Raw genomic sequence first — 20,157 nt, 5'->3', positions numbered from 1 at the left:
ACCTGTCGTTGAAAAAGTTCAGCGGCCCATGGCGGCCACGGCTTCCGCCGCGCCTCGCATCGCGCCTTCGATATAGGTGACGCCGGTGCCGTCGCCGATTTCCACCACCTCATGGCCCTGCGCGCGCAGCGCATCGGCCAGGGTGGAGTCGCCATGGGCGCCCATCGCCACGACGACATGGTCGGCTGCGATGCCCTGCATCGTGCCGTCCGACGCGGCGAAGACGACGTCCTTCCGGCCGATGCGAATGTCGCGCGCACCGGGGAACATCGCCACGCCATGTTCGCGCAGTTCCGCGATCAGCCGCATCCGCCGCACCAGCAGCAGGCCGCCGCCAAATTTCGGCGCTTCGCCCACGATCGTGACGTCGCGGCCCCGCTCCATCAGAAATTCCGCCAGTTCCAGCCCGACCAGCTCGCCGCCGATAATCACCACCCGCTTGCCAAGCGGCATCCAGGCATGGGTCGCCTTGCGCACCAGTTCCAGATTGGCCGTGGCGCCCGTGGCCGCGCCCAGCTTGGTCGCCATCCGCGTCGACCAGCTCGTCTTGCGGCGGATCGCGGCGCTGTCCTCGCCCAGCATCATCCCGCGCAGATCGTCGCCCGACAGGACGAAATCCTGGTCGTGGCCGGGGATGGGCGGCATGTCGCGCACCGCGCCGGTCGCGACGATGATCTTGTCGGGCTTGAGCGCGGCGATCAGCGTCGGCGTCGCCTCGGTCTTCAGCCTGACGTCGACCCGCGACTGGCCGATCTGATGTCGCAGCCAGTCCAGCAAGCGTTCATTGGGTTCATAGGCCAGCGCGGCGAACCGCAACGTGCCGCCCAACCTGTCGGATTTCTCGATCAGCGTCACCTTCGCGCCGGCCAGGTCCAGCCGGCGCGCGGTCTCCATCCCTGCTGGCCCGCCACCGATGATCACGACATGGCCCGGCACCTTGGCGGGCGTCCAGTCGAGATCTTCGTATCCCGTTTCGGAACGTACGGCGCAACGCACCTGCTCGCGCAGATAGGCGGTGCTGACGCAGGTATAGCAGTAGATGCAGGGCCGGATGTCGGCGATGCGCCCGGCGGCCAGCTTGGCGGGCAGATCGGGGTCGGCCAGCAGCTTGCGCCCCATCGCCAGGAAGTCGAATTCGCCCTGCGCCAGCCCCCGGTCGCCCCGGTCGATTTCGACCCGGCCCGACGCGATGACGGGAATGGCGACGGCTGCGCGGATCGCCGCCGCCGCTTCCAGATGCGCAGCAGGCTCGTGCGGGATGTTCGAGGCGGAATGGAGCTTGCCCTGGCCCACATCATGATAGGCGGACACGGTGATGGCGTCCGCCCCCGCGGCCTCCACCATCGGCGCAAGCGCGACGGCGAGCTCCAGGGTGATGCCGTTCGCCTTGCCTAGTTCGCGCGAATCGATCTTGACCCACATTGGAAAGTCGGGGCCAACCTCCGTCCGGACGGCGCGCACCACCTCCAGCAGCAGGCGCGCGCGCCCGGCCAGGTTGCCGCCATATTCATCGTCGCGATTGTTGGTCGACGGCGACACGAAGGAGGAGAGGAGATAGCCATGTGCGCCGTGAATTTCGACGCCGTCGAAGCCCGCTTTTCTGGCGCGGGCGGCGCCTTGTACGAATTGGCGGACAACGAGCGAGACATCTTCTCGCGTTAGTATCTTGATCTGCGGCACGCTGCCGCCGGCGAAGGCGGCCATTTCCTCGGGCAGGAAATAATCGGGGAAGTCGCCCTTGAAAGGCGGCGGATAGGCCGGCGCCCACAGCGGATGACCCTCGCCCGCGCTATGGGTTGCGACCAGGCCACCATGATGCAATTGGGTGGCGATGCGGCTGCCCGCGGCATGGACCGCATCGACCAGTCGCTTGAGGCCGGGCAGGAAACGGTCGTCGGAAATGGCGGTCTGCCTGGGCTGTACCGCGCCGACCGGCCAGGCGACGCCAGCGACCCCGGTGACGATCAGGCCCGCGCCGCCCTTCGCCTGCGCCACATGATAGTCGATAAGCCGCCGGCCGACGGTGCCGTCCGGCTCGGCCAGACTCACCCCCATTGCGGTGACAATGATTCGGTTGGGCAGGCTCAGCGTACCGATCCGGCCCGGCGTCAGCAGCGTGGCCGGACGGCGGGAAAGGGCAGGGGCTGCGGCCATAAATCGACTCTCCTGAAATCCATTATTTGCGTATTATTGACGCCGATATATCACGATTATATACGGTAGTACCACATAAAATATAATTGATCGCGTATCATGCGTCGCGATGGAAGGAGGATTTGATGTCCCAGTCCCTGATCGATCAATTGGCGCTGCGCGATCTGCTGATGCGCTATTGCCGGGGGTGCGACCGCCGTGATTTCATGCTGGTGCGGTCCCTCTATCATGACGATGCCATCGACGACCATGGGGCTATGTTCCGGGGTGGCCCGGACGATTTCGTCGCTTGGCTGCCCCAGGCGATGGCGCCATGGCAGGCGACCCGCCACAGCATCGCCAACAGCCTGTTTGTCGTTGATGGCGACCGAGCCGAGGGTGAGCATCATGTCGAGGCCTGGCATCGCAGCCATGGCCCCGAACCGCGCGACTATATCGTTTATGGCCGTTATCTCGATCGCTACGAACGGCGTGATGGCGTGTGGAAATTCAGCCATCGCAGCCTGGTTTTCGACCATGGCCTGATCCGGGATGCGGATCAGGCGGCGATGGATCAATTGGGCGCGGATGCGCCGCACGGCCGGGCCGATCGCGAGGATCCGTCCTGGGCCTATGCGCTGCTGGCGGGAGCGGCGCGATGAGGGGCGTGGTCTGGGATGGCGCGCAGTTGCATATCACCAAAGCCCTGTCGCTGCGGCCGATCCGGCCGGGCGAGGTGCGCGTGCGCGTGTTGCGATCGGGCATCTGCCATAGCGACATCGGCATGATGGCGATGCCACAGGCGGTCACGCCGATGGTGCTGGGTCATGAGGCGGCGGGCGAGGTGATGGAAGTCGGCCCCGGCGTCGAAGGCTGGTCGGTGGGCGACCGGGTCGCGGTGGGGACGCAGACGCCCTGTGGCCAGTGCCGCGAATGTGGGCGGGACGAGCCGCATAATTGCGATACGACCTGGGGCTATGTGCCCGACTGGCCCTTTCTGTGGGAGGGGCGGCCGGTGGCTTCCTTCGCCAATGTCTCCTCCTTCGCCGGCGAAATCCTGGTCAAGGCGGGGCAATTGTTCGCCATTCACGATCTGCCGCCCGAACAAGGGGCATTGATCGGCTGCGCTGTGTCTACCGGGGCCTGCGCGGCGCGGGTGCTCGGCAGGGTCAAGGCGGGCGACCGGGTGGCGGTGTTCGGCATCGGCGGCATTGGTGTCAATGCGGTGCAGGGCGCGCGGCTCGCCGGGGCGGAGGTGCTGGCGATCGATCGCAACCCGTCCAAGGAAGCCGTCGCGCGACAATTCGGCGCCGCCCATTTCCATGTGGCACAGCCGGGACAGGATGGCATGGCGTTGGCGCAAGCGCTGGCCGTGCAGCATGGTCCGATCGATGTTGCGATCGAATGTAGCGGTGCGATCGGCGCGGTCGAAGCGGCGCTTCATTGTCCCAAGCGTGGCGGGCGGACGGTGCTGATCGGCCTGTCGGCGCCGGGTACGCAGGCGCGGCTTTCGCTCGACGCCGTGTTGGGCGGGCGGGAGATCATCTCGACCATGAACGGCGGCGCGCGGCCCGGCCGCGATTATCCCACGCTGATCGAGGAGGCGCGGACGGGCCGCCTGAACCTGCGCGACCAGATCAGTCATGTCTGGCCGCTGGAGCAGGTCGAGGACGCCATTGCCGCGCTGAAGGCCGGCGCCGTCACGCGCGCGGTGCTTGACCATATGCGCTGAGGGCGGCGGCCACCTGTTATGGGATTGCTCGCACATCAAGGAGAAATATGGAGCGAATTATATTGATAATATCGTTTTATATGCTCTATATGCGTAGATCATATAAATAATGATGACGCATATGCGGTGCGCGTTAGACGCATTCATGCCGGGAGAGAGATAATGACGATATTCGGATCATGCAGCAGGATCGCACTTTTGGGCGGGATGCTCGCCGCATTGCCGCAGGCGCAGGCGCAGGTCGTGGCGCCGCAAGGACAGGAGACCGGGGGTGGCGGTCTGAGCGACATCATCGTCACGGCGCGGCGGACGTCGGAATCGATGCAGACCGTGCCGGTTGCCGTCACGGCGTTGGCGGGCGAGTTTCTGGAAAAGCAGAATATCGTGGATGTGACGTCGATCCCGCAATTCACGCCCAATCTGTCGATCATGCAGCAATCGACCAGTCCCACGGCCGCGTCGGTCTATATTCGCGGCATCGGCAATCAGGAACCGTCCTCGGTCGCGGAACAGGGGGTCGGCATCTATCTGGATGGGGTCTATGTCGCCCGGTCGGCGGGCGCGTTGTTTGATCTGGTCGATCTGGAGCGGATCGAGGTGCTGCGCGGGCCGCAGGGAACTTTGTTCGGCCGCAATACCGTGGGCGGCGCGATCCAGCTCGTGTCGAAAAAACCGGCCGACGAGATGAAGATCGACGTCAAGGGGGGCTATGGCAGCTTCAGCGAATGGTTCGCGAAGACGCGGATCGACACCGGCTATATCGGCGGGTCGCCGATCAAGGCGTCGCTGTCGTTGATGCACCGCCAGCGCAATGGTTATATCGACAATGTCTATACGAGCGACAGTCGCGACCCCGGCGCCACCAATGCCGATGCGCTGATGCTGGGCGTGCAGGCCGATCTGGGCAAGGTCACAATCAATTACAGTTTCGACTATAATGACCGGCGTGCCACCGCACCCTATTTCCAGATGCTCTATGCCACCGATGACGTGAAAAATTATTTTGGCCAGTCGGCGGCGTTGGGCGGTGATCCCTTCCTCGTTTCACCTGATCGGCAGACCGACGTGCGCCAGGCCGGCTTCGTCGATCGCGATGGCGAGCTGCGCTACGACGCGCGGGCCAAGATTCAGGGCCACGGCCTGACGATCCAATATGAACCGATTGACGAACTGACGCTCAAATCGATCACCGCCTATCGCAAGTTCAGCCAGGACACGATCCTGACGCTGGGCGGTAACGGCTATCTAAATGGCGTGGTGCTCGATCCCGTCACCTTCGCGCCCTCGATCGGCGCCGTGACGCCGATCAACGGCAACAACGCGCCGCAACGGCAATGGCAGTTCAGCCAGGAATTTCAGGCGCTGGGCAGCATGGGCGACCTGTCCTATGTCGCCGGCCTCTATTATTTCTACGAAAAGTCGTCCGAATATAATCGGCAGAATCTGACCTTCGTACTGCCAGGCGGGCAGGCGGGGCTCAATCTGGCGCCGGTGCAGGCTTTTGGCGGCACGGCGGAATCCATGGCCGCCTTCGGGCAAATGAGCTGGAAGCCGGCGGCGCTGGATGGCCGGATGGAGATTACCGGCGGTGCGCGCTTCACCGGCGACCGCAAGACGCTGACGCTGGCGGGCGACATCGTTCCTAACCTCAAGGGGCATGTGGATTATACCAATGTGTCGTGGTTGGGTTCAATCAATTACCGTTTCACGCCCGCGATCATGGCCTATGTCCGGATATCGTCGGGCTATCGTTCGGGCGGCATCAATCCGCGGGCTGCGGTCATCAATATCTTCGCGCCGGAGGATGTGAAATCCTATGAAGCGGGCCTGAAGTCCGAATTGTTCGACCGGCGCGTGCGGCTCAATCTGGCGATATTCCAGACCGACTATAGCAACCAGCAGATCAACCAGTTCGCGGCCGGCAGCGGCGGCGTGACATCGTTGATCGTCAATGCGGGCCAGGTCCGCTTCCGCGGTGTCGAGGCGGAACTGACCGTGGCGCCGACCGAGGGGCTGACCTTCGACGGATCGCTGGGTTATACCGATCCCAAATATAAGAGCTATCTGTTCCGCGATCCGGCGACCAACCAGATCATCGATGTCGCCGACGAGGCGCGGATGCCCCAGACCGCCAAGTTCAACGCCCATGTCGGCGGCCAATATATGGTGCCGGTCGGTATCGGCGAGCTGACAGCGCGGGTCGATTATGCCTATCGCAGCACCGTCTATTTCCACAATCTGGACCGGGTGAACCCGTATAATGTCGAAACCCGGTCGCGCCCCGACCATAATCTGCGCGCGCGCCTGTCACTCGGGGACATTGCTATGGGCAGCGGAACGCTGGAACTGGGCGTCTGGGGCGACAATCTGACCAACCAGAAGAATCTCGATTTCGCGATCGACTTCGGCTCGCTCGGTTTTGCAGCCGGATCGTTCAAGAAGCCGCGCACCTTCGGCGTCGATGCGAAAGTCAGCTTCTAAGGAGCGGTATATGGCGGATAATGTGAGGCTGGCGGATCGCTGGCGCAGCTTTTGCGCGCAACTGGCGCAGGCGGGGGAGATACTCGATCGCCCGGATGCGCCGGCCTCCCCGCTCGATCAGGCGGAGGGGCTGCGTTATCTCAGCCGCCTCACCCGCACCGCACTGAACATGCTGGTCGATTCCAGCGACCCGGACTTTCCGCGCCTGTTCCTGCTGTGCGACGATGCCATCAAGATCGGTGCGGACAATCCCGACAATCTCTACCAACAGGCGGTGGTGCGGGGGGATCGCGACTATCGCATCCGCGGCCAACGCGGCACCGTCCCCTATCTCAGCATCGGCGCCAAGGCGAACCGCTACGCGATCGACGGCACGATGGCGTCGACCGGAGAGATCGAATTTGCCGACGTCGTGCTGGAACCGGACGGCAGTTTCGAGATCATCGCCAGCGCCACGCCCAAGCCGGGCAACTGGTTGCCTATGACGCAGGATACCACGCTGCTGATCGTGCGCCAGACCTTCAACGACAAGAAGGCGGAAACGCCTGCTGACATTCAGATCGAACGGATCAGTGATGGGCCTGCGCTGCCGGCGTTGCTGACCCCCGCAACGATCGATGCGCAACTGAGCGGCGCGGCGCAATGGGTGCGCGGCACCGCCAACACCTTCGCCGACTGGTCGCAATGGTTCATGGGCCAGCCCAACCGGATTTACGATGGCGACCAGCAGGTCTTCTATCGCGCGGGCGGCGACCCGAAAATCTGGTACGGCCATCTCTATTACGACCTGGCGCCCGGCGAAGCGCTGGTGATCGAAGCCACGCCGCCGCCCTGTCGCTTCTGGAATTTCCAGCTCGACAATTGGTGGATGGAATCGCTCGACCATGTGCATCGCAAGGTCTGGGTCAACGGGTCGCAGGCGCAATATGAGGATGACGGCCGGGTGGTCGTGGTCTGCGCCGACAGCGATCCGGGCTATGGCAACTGGATCGACCTGTCGGGGCATCGCAGCGGCACGGCGCTGTGGCGCTGGATCGAGGCAGAGGATTTCCCGGTGCCGCAATTCCGGGTCGTGCGGCTCTGACGTCCTGACTTTCCGCCCCGCGCGGGGATGGTTTCAGCCTTCCCAATCCCGTAACGCCATACGCAGCACCTTGCCGCCGGCATTGCGAGGCAGGGCCGCCACGAAGCTGATCTGGCGAGGTACTTTGTAATTGGCCATGCTGGCGCGCGCCCAAGCGATAATGTCGCGGGCCTCTGCACTGTGGCCGGGGCGCAGTATGACGAAGGCCTTGCCCACTTCGCCCAGCCGCTCGTCCGGCACGCCGATCACCGCCGCCGTCTCGATCGCCGGATGGGCGGCGAGCAGGCTTTCGATCTCGGCCGGATAGCAATTGAAGCCGCCGGAAATATACATGTCCTTCTTGCGATCGGTGATGGCGAGATAGCCGCGCGCGTCGATCGTGCCGATGTCGCCGGTATGCAGCCAGCCGTCCGCGTCGATCGCTTCGGCGGTAGCGGCGGGATCGTCGAGATACCCCTGCATCACCGATGGTCCGCGTATCCACAACTCGCCCGCCTGCCCCGACGGCAGGTCGCGGCCAGACTCGTCGACGCAGCGCACTTCTGTGCCCGGCAGCGGATAGCCACAGGTGTGCGCGACCGTGTCGGCATCGTCGCCCTGCCGGGTCATGGCGATGGCGCCGCATTCGGTCATGCCATAGCCGTTGACGATGTTGGACATGCCCAGTTCGCGCCGCATCCGCTCCACCAATGCGGGTGCGACCGGGGCCGCCCCCGTCACCGCGACGCGCAGCGAGGAAAAGTCGCGGGGCTTGTCCCCGGCCAGTTCCTGCAACAGCGTAACGTAGATGGTGGGCGGTCCGGGCAGGAAGCTGATGCGGTTCTGTTCGATCTGGCGGATCATTTCGGCGCCGTCGAACATCGCCATCGGCACGATCGTCGCACCGCGCGTGAAGCAGACGACCCATCCCGCCTTGTAGCCGAAAGTGTGGAAGAAGGGATTGACCACCAGATAGCGGTCGCCTGCGCGCAGATCGACGCGCACGGCCCAGTCACCGAAAATCTGCACCGCTTGGGCGTGGGACGTCAGCACCCCCTTGGGGCGTCCGGTAGTGCCGGAGGTGAAGATGATGTCGCTGATGTCATCGCCGCTGATGTGGGATAGGGCTTCGTCCACCGTCGCGTCGTCCGGACCGCAGCCGCGCGCGACGAAGGCGTCCCATTCGCTGTCGATCAGCAGCACTTCCGCAAGATCAGGCAAATCCTCGTCCGCGATCAGCGCGCGATAGTCGGTGTCCAGAAAAAATTCCGGCACGAACAGCAGTTTCGCTTTCGACCGGCGCAGGATATCGGCGGCTTCCTGCCCCTTGAAGCGGGTGTTGAGCGGCACGATGGTCGCGCCGATGCTCTGCGCCCCCAGTGTCGCCAATATCCATGTCCGGCCATTGGGCGCCCAGAGGGCGATGCGGTCGCCATGGCGCAGTCCGCTGGCCAGGAAGGCGGAGGCCGCGGCCCGCGCATCGGCCCAGACCTCGGCGAAGCTCCATTGCCGGTCGCCCTCGATGATGCCGGCCTGGTCGGGCCAGCGCTCTGCCGCCGCCTTGGCCGCGTGCGGGATGGTGTGGGGCCATGCGCCCATCATTTCGGTCATTGGCCGCGCGGCTCCTTGGGCAAACCGAGGCCGCGCTCGGAAATGATGTTGCGCTGGATCTGGTCCGTACCTGCATAGATGGTGTCGGACCGGCTCATCAGATACATGCTGGTGAGGGCATCGAAACGCTCTTCGCTGATGCCGATTTCGCCCGACTGCCCCAACACGTCCATGGCGAGTTCGCCCAGCGCCTTGTGCCATTGCGACCAGTAGAGCTTGTAGCTGTAGGCCGCGCCCGACAGCCCGGCCGCGTCGGACAACATGCGCAGGCTGCTGTAGCGCATGATCTTGAGGCCCGCATGGGCATGGGCGATCCGCTGGCGGATCAGGGGATCGGCGGCCTTGCCATTCGCCTTCGCCACCGCGATGACCTCGTCCAGTTCGTTGCGGAAATGCATCTGCTGCGCCAGCGTCGATACGCCGCGTTCGAACCCCAGCAGCGCCATCGCCACCTTCCAGCCGTCGCCTTCCGCGCCGATGCGGTCGATCGCCACCGCCTCCGCCCCGTCGAAAAAGACTTCGGCAAATTCCGCTTCGCCGGTCATCTGGCGGATCGGGCGGGGCGTTACGCCGGGCTGGTCCATCGGCACCAGCAGGAAGGACAGGCCCTTGTTGCCGACGCTGCCCGGCTCGGTGCGGGCGACCACGAAACACCAGTCGGCGATCATGCCCATCGACGTCCAGATCTTCTGGCCGTCGATGATGTAACGATGGCTTTCAAGGCGGGCTTTCGTCTTGACGTTGGCGAGGTCGGACCCCGCGCCCGGTTCCGAATAGCCCTGGCACCAGATCGCCCGTCCATGGGCGATATCGGGCAGGAAGCGCGTCTTCTGCTCCTCACTGCCCAGCGCCAATAATGTCGGTCCCAGCAGTTCGACGCCCAGATGGCCGACGCGCGGCGGCGCCTTGGCGCGGGCATATTCCTCCGCGAAGATGACCTGCTGCGCGATGGAGGCGCCGCGTCCGCCCCATTGTTCGGGCCAGCCGACGACGCTCCAGCGCGCCGCACCCAGCGCCGCCTCCCAGGCGCGACGTTCCTCGACCATATCCATCTGGCTGGTCCGGCCGCGCAGGGCCTTGAAGGGGCCAGAAAGCTGATCGTCCAGCCAGTCGGCTGCTTCTGCGCGAAAAGCCTTGAGTTCCGGGGCGAAGGCCAGTTGCATCAGGCGACCTCGAACAGTCCGGCCGCGCCCATGCCGCCCGCGACGCACATCGACACGACGACATAGCGCAGGCCGCGTCGCTTGCCCTCGATCAGCGCATGACCGACCAGTCGCGATCCGGTCATGCCGAAGGGATGGCCGATGGCGATGCCGCCGCCATTGACGTTCAGCTTTTCAGGATCGATGCCCAGTTTGCGCTGGCAGTAAATCGCCTGGCTCGCAAAGGCTTCGTTGATTTCCCACAGGCCGATATCGTCGATCTTCAGGCCTGCACGGTCCAGCAGCTTGGGGATGGCGAAGACCGGGCCGATGCCCATTTCATCCGCGCCGCAACCCGCGACCTGGAAACCGCGATAGATGCCCAGAACCGGCAGGGCTTCCTTCTGCGCGGTGGCCAGGTCCATGACGACCTGGGCCGAGGCGCCGTCGGACAACTGGCTGGCATTGCCGGCGGTGATGTGACGGCCTTCCTTGACGACATCGCCATTTTTGAAGACGGGCTTGAGCTCGGACAGCTTCTCATAGGTCGTGCCCGCGCGGATGCCTTCGTCGGCCGACAGCACCAGCTCTTCCTTGCCGGTCTCCTGGCCTGCCTTGTCGAACAGCGCCTTGGTCAGGGCAATCGGCACGATTTCCGCGTCGAACCTGCCCGCTTGCTGCGCCGCGGCGGCACGCTGCTGCGACAGGGCGGCAAAGTGATCCTGATCCTCGCGGCTGACGCCATAGCGGTCGGCGACAATCTCCGCCGTCTCGATCATCGCCATATAGGCATAGGGATCGTGCGCCTTCACCCATTCAGACCGGTTGCGGAAGTTGGGATAATGTTTGTCGATGGTCAGCGAGACATTCTCCGTGCCCCCGGCGAGTGCCACGTCGATTTCGTCGGCGATGATGCCGCGCGCCGCGAACGCCAGCGCATTGAGGCCCGACGAGCATTTGCGGTCCATCGCAAAGCCGGCCACCGTGTCGGGCAGGACCGATCCATGCACGGCAAGGCGGCCGATATTGTAGCTCTGGGTGTTCCACTGATTGGCGCAGCCCATATAGACATCGTCCACACGGGCGGGGTCGATCCCGGCGCGGGCGATGGCGGCATCGACGACATGGGCCGCCATGCGCGGCGCCTCGGTATCGTTGAAGGCACCGCGATAGGCTTTGCCCACGCCGGTGCGGGCGGTAGAAATGATGGCTGCTTCGCGCATGTCTTAAAATCCGTGCATGTTGCTGGGGCCGAAAAAGGCGCGCATTTCGGTGACTTCATTGGCTTCGTTGAAGCGGAAGGTGTCGATCACGTCGACGCGCTGCTGTTTCCCCTCCCAGGCGAGATTGACGCAAAAGGCGAAGGCCGCATGGTCGGCGGTGATGCGGATCGGCCCTTCAAGCGTCAGCTTTGCGCCGGTCTGCATCGAGGCGGCGTAAAAGGCGCGGATGGCTTCGCGGCCCTTGTGCGGCGGCGTGCCGACGGGATCTTCGACCGTGGCGTCCTGCGCGAACAAGGCGGCCGCCTGGTCGGCGCTCCCTGCGTCGAACGCAGCGACATAGGCGTGGACGGCGGCTTCCATTTTGGCGGGATCGGGCATCTCTTACTCCGGAAAATAGCGGCTGATGGTGTCGATGACGCAGGCGGGCTTGTCGCTGCCTTCAATCTCTATGGTGACGCGGACGGTGGACTGGATCGCGCCCTTGACCTCCTCGACCGCTACGATCGTGCCCGTGCCACGAATGCGCGATCCGACCAGCACAGGGCTAAGGAAGCGGGTCTTGTCCATTCCGACATTGACCCCGGCGGAGAAGCGCCGAACCTCGATCATCTGCGGCAGGAAGAGGTTGACCAGGCTGAGTGTCAGATAGCCATGGGCGATGGTCGCGCCGAACGGGCCGTCCTTGGCGCGAACCGGATCGACATGAATCCACTGATGATCGCCGGTGCAAGCCGCGAAAGCGTCGATGCGGGCCTGATCGACGGTCAGCCAGTCACTGGCATCGAGTATCGTACCGTCCTTGCCGATCAGGTCGCGCGGGGTTTCGAAGACGACCGCCATGGCTCAGGCCTTCTGGCTCGACACGGGCAGGATTTCGCCAGTCATGTAGGAGGACAGTTCGCTGGCGAGGAAGAGCATCACATTGGCGACCTCCCACACTTCGGCGGGGCGTTTGAAGGCTTCCTTTTCGACCAGCCGGTCCAGCGCCTCCTGCGTCGTCACCTTGGCGAGGAAGGGGTGCATGGCAAGGCTGGGCGCGACGGCGTTGATGCGCACGCCATGTTCGGCCGCCTCGATCGCTGCGCAGCGGGTGAAGGCCATGACGCCAGCCTTGGCGGCGGCATAATGGGCCTGGCCCTTCTGCGCGCGCCAGCCCAGAACCGACGCATTATTGACCATCACGCCCGTTTTTGCGGCGTACATGGATGGCAGGAAGGCGCGGGTCATGCGGAACAGGCTGGTCAGCGTCACATCCAGCACACGGTTCCACTGGTCGTCGGTCATATCGACGACATCGACTTCGCCGCCCAGCCCCGCATTGTTGATGAGGACATCGACCCGGCCCAAGGCGGCCAGCGACGCGTCGCGCAGGCCCTGCACGGCCTGTTCGTCGGTGACGTCGCAGACGAACGTCGCTGGCCGTTCCACGCCCGCCTCATCGGCGATCCGGTCGGCGGCTTCGCCCAGGCGGCGTTCGTGGAAATCGCTGATGAGCAGCTTGCCTCCCTCCTCGGCGGCGCGCTTGGCGACGGCGAAACCGATGCCGGTGCCCGCCGCGGCGGTGACGACCACCGTCTTGCCGGTCAGCAGGCCGCGCGGCGTGGGATAGGGCGGAACGGGGGAAGTCGGGGTCATGCTACGTCCTTGAAGAGGAGGGTGGCCAGCGCTTCGCGATGCTGGTCGGGCGATCCCAGCCAGTTCGCGGTGGCACGGGCGCGCTTGAAATAAAGGTGGGCGTGATGTTCCCAGGTAAAGCCGATCCCGCCATGCAACTGGATCGCGTCGCCGGTGACGGATCGGCAGGCATCGGAAACATATTCGCGCGCAATATGGCAGGCTTCGGCCAGTTCCGCGCCATCTTCGTCGATGGCGGCGGCGGCATAATAAGCGGCGGAGCGAGAGGCTTCGATCAGAAGCATCATGTCGGCCAGCATATGCTTATAAGCCTGGAAGGAGCCGATGGCCCGCCCGAACTGCACCCGCTGCTGGGCATAGTCGACCGTGGCGTCGAGGCTATATTGCGCCACGCCCGCCTGCTCGGCGGCGAGCAGGCCTGCACCGATGGTCAGGACGCGATCGATGGCGGCCTTGGCGCTGCCGGGCGCGCCCAGCAGTTGGTCCGGCGTGATCGCGCAGTCGAAAGTCAGCGTAGCAAAACGGCGCGTACGGTCCAGGCTGGGCAGGGGCTCGATGGTCAGGCCCGGCATATCCGCTTCCAGCACGACCAGACTGTCATCCGCCGTGGCGATGACGATCAGCTCAGCCACATGCGCGAAGGTGACGAAATGGGCGGTGCCGGTGAGCCGGTTGTCCGAAAGGGTCGGGCGGTCGGCTGTTCCCGCGAAACAGGCGCGCGTGCCCGACGCGAGATGAGGAAGAAGCGTCGCAAGCTGCCCCGCCTTGCCTGCGCCAACCACCGCCTGCACCGCCAGAACCGCTGTTTCGAAAAAGGGAACGGGCGCGAGGCACCGGCCCATTTCTTCCAGAACCAGCGCCATTTCCACCGCGCCCAGCCCCAGCCCGCCATGGCTTTCCGGCACCATCAGCCCGGCAAAACCCATTTCGCCAAGACCCCGCCAAAGCATTTCGTCAAAGCCGGTCGCGCTTTCCGCAGCGGCCCGAACAGCGTCGGTATTGGCGGCGTCGTTCAGGAAGTCGCGGGCGGCCTCCTGGATGGCGCGCTGGTCGTCGCTGAGTGCGAAGTCCATCAGGCGGCTCCGTACACCGGTTTGGCGGGTTCGCGGGTCGCGACCAGTTTGCGGACGATGATGTCCAGTTCGCGCGCGTCGAAGCGCGCGCCCTTGTCATGGGCGGGGCTGTCGGTCCAGCCTTGCGACAGGAAGATCGTGCCGCCCTTCAGTTCAAAGACCTGCCCCGTCACGCCCTGCGACTGTTCCGACACCAGATAGGCGACCAGCGGGGCCATGTTCTCCGGGGCGAAGACGTCGAAGCCGCCATCCTCGACCGCCATGTCAAAGGCGCCGGTGTCGGTCATGCGGGTGCGGGCATTGGGCGCGAGCGCATTGGCGGTAACGCCCAAACGCGCCAGTTCCGCCGCCTGCACCAGAGTCAAAGCGGCGATGCCCCCCTTGGCGGCCGAATAGGCCGATTGGCCTACCGATCCCTGCAAGCCCGCGCCACTGGTCGTGTTGATGATACGCGCATCGACGGGATGGCCTGCCTTGGCCTGCGCCCGCCAATATTCCGTTGCGTGGCGCGTGGTGCAGAAATGGCCACGCAGATGCACGCGGATCACCGCATCCCACTCCTCGGGCGAGCAGGTGAAGAACATGCGGTCGCGCACGAAGCCCGCATTGTTCACGACCGCGTCCAGCCGCCCGAAATTGTCGAGCGCAGCATCCACCATGCGCTTGCCCGCGTCCCAGTCGGCCACGTCGTCGCTATTGGCGACCGCCTCGCCGCCCATGGCGCGTATTTCATCCACCACCTGTTCGGCGGCGCCTTTGGTGAGGCCGGCCTCGCCATGGGTGCCGACGCCCAGGTCATTGATGACGAGCTTGCAGCCTTCCGCCGCCAGCCCCAGCGCATAGGCCTTGCCCAGCCCGTTTCCAGCGCCCGTCACAATCGCCACGCGTCCTTCGCAGATACCCATCGTCAAGCGTCCTTCAGAGATTTCAAAAGATGCGCGCTGAGGTCGCCGGCGAGGTCGACCTGCGCATAATTGCGTTCGGCAAAGCACCATTGGCCGTCGATCCGCTGAAAGCTGTCGTGATAGCGGCCCGTCGCCACCGGCTGGAGCGGATAGTCCTCGGTCGCCTGCAGCACCGTCCATTGCGAGCGGCTGGTGGCGCTTTGCCCATCATCGCTCAGCAGGATGATCGGGTTGGTGATGATATGCCGGGTGCGCGGCTTGCCGTCATAGAGGCGCATCCAGCTGCGCCACATGTCGGCGATGGCTTTCTCTCCTTCGACCCGCTGGCCGCCGGTGATCACCGCGCCATGCCGAAACAACCGCGCCGCGCCGATGAAATCCGCCGCGTCGATCAGTTCGGCATAAAGATAGAGCAGGTTGGGAATGGCGATGGCGGCGTCGTTCATGCCTGTTTCTCCCGCAAGGCGGCTGTCGGCCCGGTCAGGCGCACGGCAATGGCGTTCGACCGGATGCGCCGCCGGCCCGCTTCGGGCGCGGCCAGCGGCTGCGCCTCGATGAGGTCGGTCAGCGCGGCGCGGGCGAGTTTCTGATATTCGCCCTCGCCATCATTCTTCCATGTGACCTGATGCGGTTCGAAGCTCTTGATGATTCTCGCCGGATTGCCCGCGACCAGACTGCGCGGCGGTGTGTGCGTGTCGGACTTTACGAGGCTCAGGGCCGCAACCAGATTTTCCGGCCCGATCACCGCATTGTCGAGGATCACCGCATTCATACCGATCAGTGAATTTTCGCCGATCTCGCAGCCATGGATGATCGATCCGTGCGCAATGGTCGCGCCACGCCTGATGATCGTGTCACGCAGCTGATTGGCATGGACGGTCACGCTGTCCTGAATGCTACTGTCGCCTTCCACGACAATCCGGCCGAAATCGCCGCGCAGTGACGCGCCGGGCGCAATGAAGCAGCCCGGACCTACGATCACGTCCCCGATCAGCGATGCCAGCGGATGGACATAGCTGGTCGGGTCGACCACGGGAACGATCCCCTGATAGGCGTAGCAGGGCATATTACAGCCGCTCGATGATGGTGACGTTGGCCTGTCCGCCGCCTTCGCACATGGTCTGAAGGCCATAGCGGCCGCCGGTGCGCTCGAGGGCATTGAGCAGAGTGGTCATCAGTCGGGCGCCGGTTGCGCCGATCGGATGGCCGAGTGCGATCGCGCCACCATGTACGTTCACCTTCTCATGAGGAATGTCGAGTTCCTTCATCCATGCCATGGGCACACTGGCGAAGGCTTCGTTGCATTCGAACAGGTCGATGTCGCTGACCGACATGCCCGCTTTCTTCAGCGCATATTGGGTCGCCGGGATCGGGCCGGTCAGCATCCACACCGGATTGGCGGCGCGCACCGAGAGATGATGGATACGGGCGCGGGGCTTGAGGCTATGCGCCTTCACCGCCTGTTCGCTGGCGATCAGCAGTGCGGCGGCGGCGTCGCAATTCTGGCTGGCGACGCCGGCGGTGACGATGCCGCCATCGCGCACCGGGTTGAGACCGGCCAGTCCTTCCAATGTGGTGGCAGGGCGGATGGTTTCGTCCTTCGACAAGCCGTTCAGGGCCACGATTTCCTTGTCGAACCAGCCCTTGTCCCAGGCCGCCTGCGCGCGCTGGTGGGAGGCAAGCGCGAACGCTTCCATCGCCGCACGGCTGATGCCCCATTTTTCCGCGATCATCTCGGCGGAGCGAATCTGGTTCACTTCCTCACCGCCATATCGGGCGTCCCAGCCCTTCGCGCCCTGAAAAGGGCTGTCGAAGCCATAGGCCTGCCCCGCGAACATGGCGGCGGAGATCGGAATGGCGTTCATCGCCTGACTGCCGCCCGCGATAACGAAATCCTGCGTGCCGCTCATCACGCCCTGCGCCGCGAAATGCACGGCCTGCTGGCTGGAGCCGCACTGGCGGTCGACGGTAACGCCCGGCACTTCCTCCGGCAAACCCGCCACCAGCCATGCAGTCCGGCCGATATCGCCTGCCTGCGGACCGATCGTGTCGCAGCAGCCCCAGACGACATCATCGACCAGAACCGGATCGATGCCTGTGCGCTTCACCAGCTCCCGGATCGGATGTGCGCCAAGGTCGGCCGGGTGGACGCCCGCGAGGCTACCCTTTTTACGCCCAATGGGCGAGCGGACGGCGTCGATGATATAGGCTTCAGGCATTTTTGCTCTCTCTGGCGAAGGTCTGGTCGGGGCCGTTGGGCTGGGTAAACAGCCGCTGCGCGATGCGGGCGCGGTGGAAGGCGGGCGTGCCCCAATTCCGGCTCAGCGCCAGCGCGCGTTTGAGGAAGAGGTGGGCGTCGACCTCCCAGCTATAGCCCATGGCGCCATGCACCTGGATCGAAGCGCGGGCGGCCTTGTCGGCGGCTTCCAGCGCGACGATCTTTGCATGGCTGACGCGCGCGCGCGCCTGCATGTCGCGATGGCCGATTTCCGCGGCCGCCGCCATGACGACAGGCCGGGCGAATTCGATCGCGACCTGTGCGGAAGCCAGATGATGCTTAACCGCCTGATAGCTGCCGATGGGTTTGCCGAACTGCTGTCGTTCCTTGGCATAGTCGACCGCCAGATCGACCGCGCGCTGTGCGAGACCGAGGCCCATGGCGGCGTTGAACAGCGCCGCCCGGTCGAGGGCCAAGTCCCAGTCTGCCTTGCCCAGCGGCGTAGCGTTGGCCGCGTCCCATTCCACGCGGAACAGGCGGCGAAAGGGATCGATGCTTGCCTGCGCGGTCAGCGTCACCTGATCGGGCGTGACGAGATAAGCCTCGCCCTCCTTCTCCAGCAGGATCGCCGCCGCGCTGTCGGCATTGGCGACGAAAGGATTGATCGGATGCGCGATGGCGATGGTAGCGAGCGGATCAGCAAGCGCCGCATGACCGGGTGCCAGCGCAGCCAGCATCGGCGCGGCGACGCCCGCGCTTTCGACCAGCGGCTCAGGGAGCGCGACATAGCCCGCTTCCTGGGCGATCAGGGTGAAGTCGATTTCGGACAGGTCGATGCCGCCTGCGCTTTCGGGCAGCAGCACCAGAACTCAGGCCGGTTTCGACGATAGACGCCCAACGGGCATCGTCGCGCGCGGCGCCCCCTTCCATCATCTTGCGCCAGTGATCGGGCGTGCAGCTATCGGCGAAGAGCGTCCGCGCCGTCTCCGCGAACATCATCTGTTCGTCGCTGAGGGTGAAATCCATGTCCGCCCTCCTCAGCGCGGCAAGCCGAGCATCCGCTCGGCGATGATGTTGCGCTGGATCTCGTTCGACCCGGCATAGATGGGGCCCGCAAGCGCGAAGATATGGTCGTCGATCCAGTCGACCGGATTCGCGTCCGGCGCGTCCTGCGTCAGTTCGGCGACAGGGCCGAGGATGGACAGCGCGGTCTGGGTCAGGTGGATGTCGAGTTCCGACCAGAAAATCTTGTTGGTGGAGGCTTCCGGCCCGATCTTCGCCCCCGCCATCAGCCGCGAGGCGGTCTGGTAGATGTTGAGCGCATAGGCCTCTGCGTTCATGTGCGCGCGCACCACATCGGCTTCCAGCGCGGGATCGGCCGTTTCCTTATGTGCTTGCCACAGCGCGGCCAGCTTCGCCGCAGCGACCTGATAGCGGGCAGGAGAGCGCAGCATCAGCCCGCGCTCGAAGCCCGCTGTCGCCATGCAGATATGCCAGCCCTGGCCTTCGTCACCCAGACGGTTGAAGGCGGGGACGCGCACATTCTCTAGGAAGATTTCCGCAAAGCCGACATGGCCGTTGATCTTCTTGATCGCGTTGACGGTCACGCCCGGCGCGTCGAGCGGGAAGAAGATGAGGCTCATCCCCTTGTGCCGCTCCGTCCCCGGCGTGCGGAACAGGCCGAACGCCCAGTCGGCGAACACAGCGCGGCTCGACCAGATTTTGTGGCCGTTGAGGATATAATCCTCACCGTCGGCCACGCAGGTCGCCCGCACGCCGGCCAGATCGGACCCGGCCTGCGGTTCGGACCAGGCCTGCGCCCAGATTTCCTCGCCGCTCGCCATGGAGGGAAGGAAACGCTGCTTCTGCGCATGGGTGCCATATTCGATCAGCGTCGGGCCGAGGAGGAAGATGCCGTTCTGGTTGACCCGACCCGGCGCTCCGGCGCGATAATATTCCTCCTCGAAGATCAGCCATTGGATGAGGTCGAGGCCGCGCCCGCCATATTCGACCGGCCATGTCACCATGCCCCAGTCGCCGGACTTGAGCGTCTTTTCCCATGCGCGATGGGCCTCAAAGCCTTCGCGCGTTGCGTCATAATGTTCCAGCGGCGCGGTGGGCACATGGGCTTCCAGCCATGCGCGCACCTCGGCCCGGAACGCCTGTTGTTCGGGAGTGTAGCTCAGGTCCATCAGAACCGGGCCGCCTTGCCCGTGTCGACAAAGGCGTCGCGCGCCTTCTGGCTGTCCTCGTGCATGTACATTTCCAAGGTGAAGCCCTGTTCCCAGCGATAGCCCCGGTCGACGTCGCGGGCTTCCAGACCGTTCAATGCTTCCTTGGCGATCACGAGCGCCTTGCGCGACTTGGACGCGATCAGCGCGGCGAAGGCGCGGGCTTCGCTTTCCAGATCGGCGCGTGGCACGACCTTCTCTACCGCGCCCAGGCGATAGGCTTCCTGCGCGGGGATAGTGCCGCCGGTAAAGAAGGCCGCGCGCACCTTGTGCAGCGGCAACATGCGCGACATGTGGCTGGCCCCGCCCATCGCGCCGCGATCGATCTCCGGCAGCGAGAAATAGGCGTCCTCCGCCGCGATGATCGTGTCGGACGCGCCGCAAATGCCGATGCCGCCACCGATCACGAATTTGTGGACTGCGACCACGACCGGAATTTCGGCTTCGTGGATCGCCTTGAAGGTCAGGTAATTGCCGCGATTGAGGTGCGGGATGCGCTCGGGGTGGGCCTGCATCTCCTTGATATCGACGCCGCCGCAAAAGCCGCGCCCCTCCGCGCGGATCAGGATGCAATGAACGTCCTCGTTGCGCGCCGCATCGGTGATGATCCTGGGCAGGCTGTTCCAGGTCGCGCTGTCGAAGGCGTTGACCGGCGCATGATCGAAGACAATTTCCGCGATCCGGTTTTCGATGGTGCATGTGATCGGCAT

Annotated in this window: 19 protein-coding genes; 4 read left to right on the top strand and 15 right to left on the bottom strand. The window is 64.6% G+C overall.

Annotated elements, in window-relative coordinates; genetic code table 11:
* Nucleotides 1-18: 18 nt before the first annotated feature.
* On the bottom strand, nt 19-2,154 hold the full coding sequence (locus ABT375_RS21290) for an FAD-dependent oxidoreductase (RefSeq protein ID WP_416465111.1): 2,136 nt from the start codon (nt 2,152-2,154) through the stop codon (nt 19-21).
* 125 nt (nt 2,155-2,279) lie between these two features.
* Between ABT375_RS21290 and ABT375_RS21285 the strand changes: the two genes are divergently transcribed.
* From ABT375_RS21285 to ABT375_RS21270, 4 genes are all read left to right on the top strand, one after another.
* On the top strand, nt 2,280-2,795 hold the full coding sequence (locus ABT375_RS21285) for a nuclear transport factor 2 family protein (RefSeq protein WP_416465109.1): 516 nt from the start codon (nt 2,280-2,282) through the stop codon (nt 2,793-2,795).
* A complete protein-coding gene (locus ABT375_RS21280) occupies nt 2,792-3,865 on the top strand; it encodes an alcohol dehydrogenase catalytic domain-containing protein (RefSeq protein WP_416465108.1) in 1,074 nt (357 codons plus the stop codon). The genes ABT375_RS21285 and ABT375_RS21280 overlap by 4 nt, the downstream gene beginning before the upstream one ends.
* Nucleotides 3,866-4,027: 162 nt before the next feature.
* The gene (locus ABT375_RS21275; RefSeq protein ID WP_416465107.1) at nt 4,028-6,346 is read left to right on the top strand and encodes a TonB-dependent receptor; all 2,319 of its coding nucleotides are present in this window, start codon (nt 4,028-4,030) and stop codon (nt 6,344-6,346) included.
* A gap of 10 nt (nt 6,347-6,356) precedes the next feature.
* The gene (locus ABT375_RS21270; RefSeq protein ID WP_416465106.1) at nt 6,357-7,430 is read left to right on the top strand and encodes a DUF1214 domain-containing protein; all 1,074 of its coding nucleotides are present in this window, start codon (nt 6,357-6,359) and stop codon (nt 7,428-7,430) included.
* 33 nt (nt 7,431-7,463) lie between these two features.
* On the opposite strand, the gene ABT375_RS21265 is transcribed toward ABT375_RS21270, so the two are convergent.
* The 14 genes from ABT375_RS21265 to ABT375_RS21200 all read right to left on the bottom strand — a co-directional run bounded on the left by ABT375_RS21265 (nt 7,464) and on the right by ABT375_RS21200 (nt 20,157).
* Entirely contained in the window at nt 7,464-9,020 is a 1,557-nt protein-coding gene (locus tag ABT375_RS21265) for a FadD3 family acyl-CoA ligase (protein WP_416465104.1), read from the bottom strand.
* Nucleotides 9,017-10,183, bottom strand: coding sequence for an acyl-CoA dehydrogenase family protein (locus ABT375_RS21260; protein ID WP_416465102.1), 1,167 nt, complete (start codon nt 10,181-10,183; stop codon nt 9,017-9,019). The genes ABT375_RS21265 and ABT375_RS21260 overlap by 4 nt, the downstream gene beginning before the upstream one ends.
* Nucleotides 10,183-11,385, bottom strand: a complete 1,203-nt coding sequence (locus tag ABT375_RS21255) for an acetyl-CoA C-acyltransferase (protein WP_416465100.1) — start codon at nt 11,383-11,385, stop codon at nt 10,183-10,185. Before ABT375_RS21255 ends, ABT375_RS21260 begins: the two co-directional genes overlap by 1 nt.
* 3 nt (nt 11,386-11,388) lie before the next feature.
* Nucleotides 11,389-11,763: a steroid Delta-isomerase gene (locus ABT375_RS21250; RefSeq protein WP_416465098.1), complete on the bottom strand. Its 375-nt coding sequence runs from the start codon at nt 11,761-11,763 to the stop codon at nt 11,389-11,391.
* Between the two features lie 3 nt (nt 11,764-11,766).
* Nucleotides 11,767-12,225 carry a MaoC family dehydratase gene (locus ABT375_RS21245; protein WP_224549088.1) on the bottom strand — a complete coding sequence of 153 codons (459 nt, stop codon included), beginning with the start codon at nt 12,223-12,225 and terminating at the stop codon, nt 11,767-11,769.
* 3 nt (nt 12,226-12,228) lie between these two features.
* On the bottom strand, nt 12,229-13,020 hold the full coding sequence (locus ABT375_RS21240; RefSeq protein WP_416465097.1) for an SDR family oxidoreductase: 792 nt from the start codon (nt 13,018-13,020) through the stop codon (nt 12,229-12,231).
* On the bottom strand, nt 13,017-14,093 hold the full coding sequence (locus tag ABT375_RS21235) for an acyl-CoA dehydrogenase family protein (RefSeq protein ID WP_416465095.1): 1,077 nt from the start codon (nt 14,091-14,093) through the stop codon (nt 13,017-13,019). Before ABT375_RS21235 ends, ABT375_RS21240 begins: the two co-directional genes overlap by 4 nt.
* Nucleotides 14,093-14,998 carry an SDR family oxidoreductase gene (locus ABT375_RS21230; RefSeq protein WP_416465093.1) on the bottom strand — a complete coding sequence of 302 codons (906 nt, stop codon included), beginning with the start codon at nt 14,996-14,998 and terminating at the stop codon, nt 14,093-14,095. Before ABT375_RS21230 ends, ABT375_RS21235 begins: the two co-directional genes overlap by 1 nt.
* A gap of 2 nt (nt 14,999-15,000) precedes the next feature.
* Entirely contained in the window at nt 15,001-15,444 is a 444-nt protein-coding gene (locus ABT375_RS21225; RefSeq protein ID WP_416465091.1) for a nuclear transport factor 2 family protein, read from the bottom strand.
* Nucleotides 15,441-16,064: a phenylacetic acid degradation protein PaaY gene (locus tag ABT375_RS21220; protein ID WP_416465089.1), complete on the bottom strand. Its 624-nt coding sequence runs from the start codon at nt 16,062-16,064 to the stop codon at nt 15,441-15,443. The genes ABT375_RS21225 and ABT375_RS21220 overlap by 4 nt, the downstream gene beginning before the upstream one ends.
* A 1-nt stretch (nt 16,065) precedes the next feature.
* Complete coding sequence (locus tag ABT375_RS21215) at nt 16,066-17,217, bottom strand: acetyl-CoA C-acetyltransferase (RefSeq protein WP_416465087.1); 1,152 nt, start codon at nt 17,215-17,217, stop codon at nt 16,066-16,068.
* Nucleotides 17,210-18,079, bottom strand: coding sequence for an acyl-CoA dehydrogenase family protein (locus tag ABT375_RS21210; RefSeq protein WP_416465085.1), 870 nt, complete (start codon nt 18,077-18,079; stop codon nt 17,210-17,212). Before ABT375_RS21210 ends, ABT375_RS21215 begins: the two co-directional genes overlap by 8 nt.
* Nucleotides 18,080-18,253: 174 nt before the next feature.
* A complete protein-coding gene (locus tag ABT375_RS21205) occupies nt 18,254-19,408 on the bottom strand; it encodes an acyl-CoA dehydrogenase (protein WP_416465084.1) in 1,155 nt (384 codons plus the stop codon).
* Nucleotides 19,408-20,157 (bottom strand): enoyl-CoA hydratase family protein, encoded by a 750-nt coding sequence (locus ABT375_RS21200; protein ID WP_224549079.1) that lies wholly within the window; start codon nt 20,155-20,157, stop codon nt 19,408-19,410. The genes ABT375_RS21205 and ABT375_RS21200 overlap by 1 nt, the downstream gene beginning before the upstream one ends.

The organism is Sphingomonas sp. VDB2 (assembly GCF_047946695.1).
Classification (GTDB): Bacteria; Pseudomonadota; Alphaproteobacteria; order Sphingomonadales; family Sphingomonadaceae; genus Sphingobium; species Sphingobium bisphenolicum.
The sequence above is the reverse complement of the archived record's forward strand: the minus strand, read 5'-3'. Positions and strand labels throughout refer to the sequence as shown.

What these genes read in the sequence shown, in the direction of transcription:
- ABT375_RS21260 (WP_416465102.1), bottom strand. Translation starts at nt 10,183, where the DNA reads ATGCAACTGGCCTTCGCCCCGGAACTCAAGGCTTTTCGCGCAGAAGCA.
- ABT375_RS21270 (WP_416465106.1), top strand. Translation starts at nt 6,357, where the DNA reads ATGGCGGATAATGTGAGGCTGGCGGATCGCTGGCGCAGCTTTTGCGCG.
- ABT375_RS21245 (WP_224549088.1), bottom strand. Translation starts at nt 12,225, where the DNA reads ATGGCGGTCGTCTTCGAAACCCCGCGCGACCTGATCGGCAAGGACGGT.
- ABT375_RS21250 (WP_416465098.1), bottom strand. Translation starts at nt 11,763, where the DNA reads ATGCCCGATCCCGCCAAAATGGAAGCCGCCGTCCACGCCTATGTCGCT.
- ABT375_RS21235 (WP_416465095.1), bottom strand. Translation starts at nt 14,093, where the DNA reads ATGGACTTCGCACTCAGCGACGACCAGCGCGCCATCCAGGAGGCCGCC.
- ABT375_RS21255 (WP_416465100.1), bottom strand. Translation starts at nt 11,385, where the DNA reads ATGCGCGAAGCAGCCATCATTTCTACCGCCCGCACCGGCGTGGGCAAA.
- ABT375_RS21200 (WP_224549079.1), bottom strand. Translation starts at nt 20,157, where the DNA reads ATGCCGATCACATGCACCATCGAAAACCGGATCGCGGAAATTGTCTTC.
- ABT375_RS21220 (WP_416465089.1), bottom strand. Translation starts at nt 16,064, where the DNA reads ATGCCCTGCTACGCCTATCAGGGGATCGTTCCCGTGGTCGACCCGACC.
- ABT375_RS21285 (WP_416465109.1), top strand. Translation starts at nt 2,280, where the DNA reads ATGTCCCAGTCCCTGATCGATCAATTGGCGCTGCGCGATCTGCTGATG.
- ABT375_RS21215 (WP_416465087.1), bottom strand. Translation starts at nt 17,217, where the DNA reads ATGCCTGAAGCCTATATCATCGACGCCGTCCGCTCGCCCATTGGGCGT.
- ABT375_RS21280 (WP_416465108.1), top strand. Translation starts at nt 2,792, where the DNA reads ATGAGGGGCGTGGTCTGGGATGGCGCGCAGTTGCATATCACCAAAGCC.
- ABT375_RS21240 (WP_416465097.1), bottom strand. Translation starts at nt 13,020, where the DNA reads ATGACCCCGACTTCCCCCGTTCCGCCCTATCCCACGCCGCGCGGCCTG.
- ABT375_RS21290 (WP_416465111.1), bottom strand. Translation starts at nt 2,154, where the DNA reads ATGGCCGCAGCCCCTGCCCTTTCCCGCCGTCCGGCCACGCTGCTGACG.
- ABT375_RS21230 (WP_416465093.1), bottom strand. Translation starts at nt 14,998, where the DNA reads ATGGGTATCTGCGAAGGACGCGTGGCGATTGTGACGGGCGCTGGAAAC.
- ABT375_RS21225 (WP_416465091.1), bottom strand. Translation starts at nt 15,444, where the DNA reads ATGAACGACGCCGCCATCGCCATTCCCAACCTGCTCTATCTTTATGCC.
- ABT375_RS21205 (WP_416465084.1), bottom strand. Translation starts at nt 19,408, where the DNA reads ATGGACCTGAGCTACACTCCCGAACAACAGGCGTTCCGGGCCGAGGTG.
- ABT375_RS21265 (WP_416465104.1), bottom strand. Translation starts at nt 9,020, where the DNA reads ATGACCGAAATGATGGGCGCATGGCCCCACACCATCCCGCACGCGGCC.
- ABT375_RS21275 (WP_416465107.1), top strand. Translation starts at nt 4,028, where the DNA reads ATGACGATATTCGGATCATGCAGCAGGATCGCACTTTTGGGCGGGATG.